At 76.2% G+C, this 2,783-nt stretch carries 1 protein-coding gene and 1 pseudogene; both read right to left on the reverse strand.

Translation table 11 applies throughout. The features are described 5' to 3' along the window. Positions 1–1,298, reverse strand: a pseudogene (locus ACIHEI_RS37440) (hypothetical protein); the annotation flags it as partial. After that, on the reverse strand, positions 1,295–2,783 hold a 1,489-nt coding region (locus ACIHEI_RS37445), incomplete at its 5' end, for an FtsX-like permease family protein (RefSeq protein ID WP_396609989.1). The gene ACIHEI_RS37445 and the pseudogene ACIHEI_RS37440, both read right to left, overlap by 4 nt.

Below are 2,783 nucleotides of genomic sequence, written 5' to 3' on the forward strand. Positions count from 1 at the left end.
GCCTTGTCGCGGAGCAGCAGCGCCGCCCGGACCGGGAAGGCCAGCAGGGCGAGCAGGGTCACCGAGCCGGCCGCGACGGCGGCGGGCAGCCAGCGCGGGGTGGGCAGCAGGGTGAAGGCGAGCAGCGCGCCGAGTGCGGCGGCGGGCAGCACGGTCAGCGAGCCTTCGCCGAGCAGCCGCCGGCACGTGCCGCGGATCGAGGCGCCGCGGGCCCGCAGCAGCCGCAGTTCCGCGGTGCGCCGTTCGGCGGTCAGCGCCGCGGCGAGGCAGAGCACCACGGCGGCGACCCCGGCGGCACCGGCGGGGCCGACCTCGGTGAGCGAGTCGATGGCGCGCTGCCGCCCCCAGGCGTTGTCGATCATGGTGCGCAGCGGGCTGGTGACGCGGAGGTTGATCCGTCCGAGGCCGTTGGTCAGCTTGATGGAGACCGGGCCCTGGGTGACGGAGGCGAGGCCGAAGGAGGTCTGCTGGAGCCGGTCGGCCCGCAGCGCGTCCACCCGCACCGGCAGCCGCCAGTAGTCCTCGCTGCCGTGGCCCCACTCGCCGATCCGGGACATGTTCTCCGAACCGGTCAGCGCGACGGCGTACCAGTACTTCTCCGGGGGCTGGCCGGGGCCGCCGGGGGTGTAGTTCGTGCAGGCCGCGACCGCGCAGCCGAACCGGTCCCAGAACGGGTCCGACGGGTTGTCGACGGTGTAGAAGCCGACCACCCGGATCTGTGACGCGTTCGGCGGCACGGAGATGCGGTCCAGGATCGACTTGGTGCCGTCGAGCACCATGCCGAGCTTGACCCCGACGGTCTCGGCGGCGGACGCCGACAGCGCGACCGGGATCGGCCCGCCGTCCGGCGGGCTGTCCGGCCACTGGCCCGCGGTCAGCTTCAGGTGCTCGCGCGCCCCGTGCTGGTACTGCAGGGCGAACTCCGGCGGGACGCCCTCGGGGCGGATCAGCGCGGGGTCGGGCAGCCTGCGCGGCTGGGCGCCCCGGCGTCCGTACACCGGGCCGCTCGGGTCGAGCGGGAGCACCGGGCCGATGGCGGCGGCGATCTGCTCCGCGGTGGAGTCCAGCAGCTGCGGGGTGTCGCCGCTGTTCGGGACCGCGGCGGTGACCTGCACGCTGGTGGCGGTCGGGCCGACCGTGTGCAGGTAGCTCTGCAGCGCGCCGTCCGCCCCGCGGTCCTGCGCCCGGGGCAGGGCCGCGGACAGGAAGACCACGGTGAACGCCAGGGCGGCGGTGAGCAGGGCGCCCAGGGGCGCGGCGCGCAGCCGGGTGCGGATCCAGGGGGCCGGGGTGCTCATTTGTCCTCCACGAACCGGAGCCGGGCGGCCATGTCGCGACGGCTGCCGACCAGGAAGGCGGACAGCAGCGGCAGGGCGGCGGTCCCGGCCGCCAGGGCGAGCACCTGGCCGAGCGGCAGCCCGACCAGGACTTCGGGCATTGGGGGGCGGGCCGCGGGGGTGAGGACCACCAGCGGCACCACCAGGTGGGCCAGCGCGGCTCCGAGCAGCAGCCCGACGCCGGTGCCGATGCCGACCAGGACGACCTGTTCGGCGGCGGCGGTGCGGCGCAGCAGCCGCGGCGGCGTGCCGAGGGCCATCAGCACCGCCGACTCGCCGGCCCGTTCGCTCGCCGAGGCGGCCGCGGCGGCGACGAAGCCGATGGTGGCGAGGACGGCGGCGGCCAGCGCCAGCGCTGCCAGCGCGCTCTGCGGGGCGGCGCTCAGCGGGTCGCCGGAGCGGGCGGCGGCGTCCTCCTCGCGGAGGGTCAGCTGCTGGGCGGTCGGTCCGGCGCGCAGGGCGGCGGCGGCCTCGGCGGGGGTGCGGTCGGCGGGGCCGGTGGCGGGCAGCCACCACTCGTTGACGGGCGGGACCTCGGCGCTGTGGTCGGTCAGCCAGCGGTGGGTGCCGGCCAGGTCGAGCAGCAGGCCGGTGTCGCCGTACACGGGCAGCGCCTCGACCTGGTCGGTGATCCGGACCGGCATGCTGGTGCTGCCGAGCTGGACCTTGATCAGGTCGCCGACCTTGGCGCCGGAGTCCGTCAGGTAGGTGCGGGTGGCCAGCGCCTTGACCTCCGGGCCGGACGGGGCGCTGCCGGGGGCGAGCACCAGGGTGTGCTTGCTTTCGTTCACGCCCTCGCCCTGGGCCGGGGTGTACGCGACGGTCACCAGCCGGTCCTCGGCGCCGTCGCCGGTCACCGTCACCGGGGTGCCGGTGCCGCTCCAGGTGCCGGGGGGCGCCGGGACGGGCGTGGCCGGTCCGGTCGCGGTGTCGGAGACGGCCAGCCGGCGGATCGTCACCTCGCTGGCGGAGTCCTTGCTGTTGGTGCCGTACGTCAGCTCGAAGCCGGTCAGGCTGAGCGGCGCGGCGGCCGAGCCGAGCGGGGCGGCGGTCAGCGCGTCCAGGTCGACCGAGAAGGACTTTTCGCCCTGGGCCGGGAGCTGCGGCACCAGGACGCGGTACTGCGCGCCGAAGGCGTCCCGCAGGTGGAGCCAGAGATCGGGTGCCGTCACCTCCGGCTGGGCCCAACCGGGTGGGTAGATCCCCGTGGGGCGGTCGGCGACGTGGACGGCCATGGCCAGGTCGATCCGGGCCGGCTTTCCGGGCAGCTCGAGGCCGGCCGGCTGCGGTTCGGCCAGCGGTGCGAACAGCTCGGTGGCGGGCCGGCCGCCGAACAGGTCGGGCCGGACGTGCAGTTCGGTGGCGGCGCGGGCGGTGTCGGTGAGCAGCACCCGGCCCCGCTTGTCGCCCGGGAGCCACTGGTCGAACTCGGCGACCGGCAGCAGC

The sequence above is a fragment of the Kitasatospora sp. NPDC051984 genome, from assembly GCF_044593455.1.
GTDB lineage: Bacteria > Actinomycetota > Actinomycetes > Streptomycetales > Streptomycetaceae > Kitasatospora.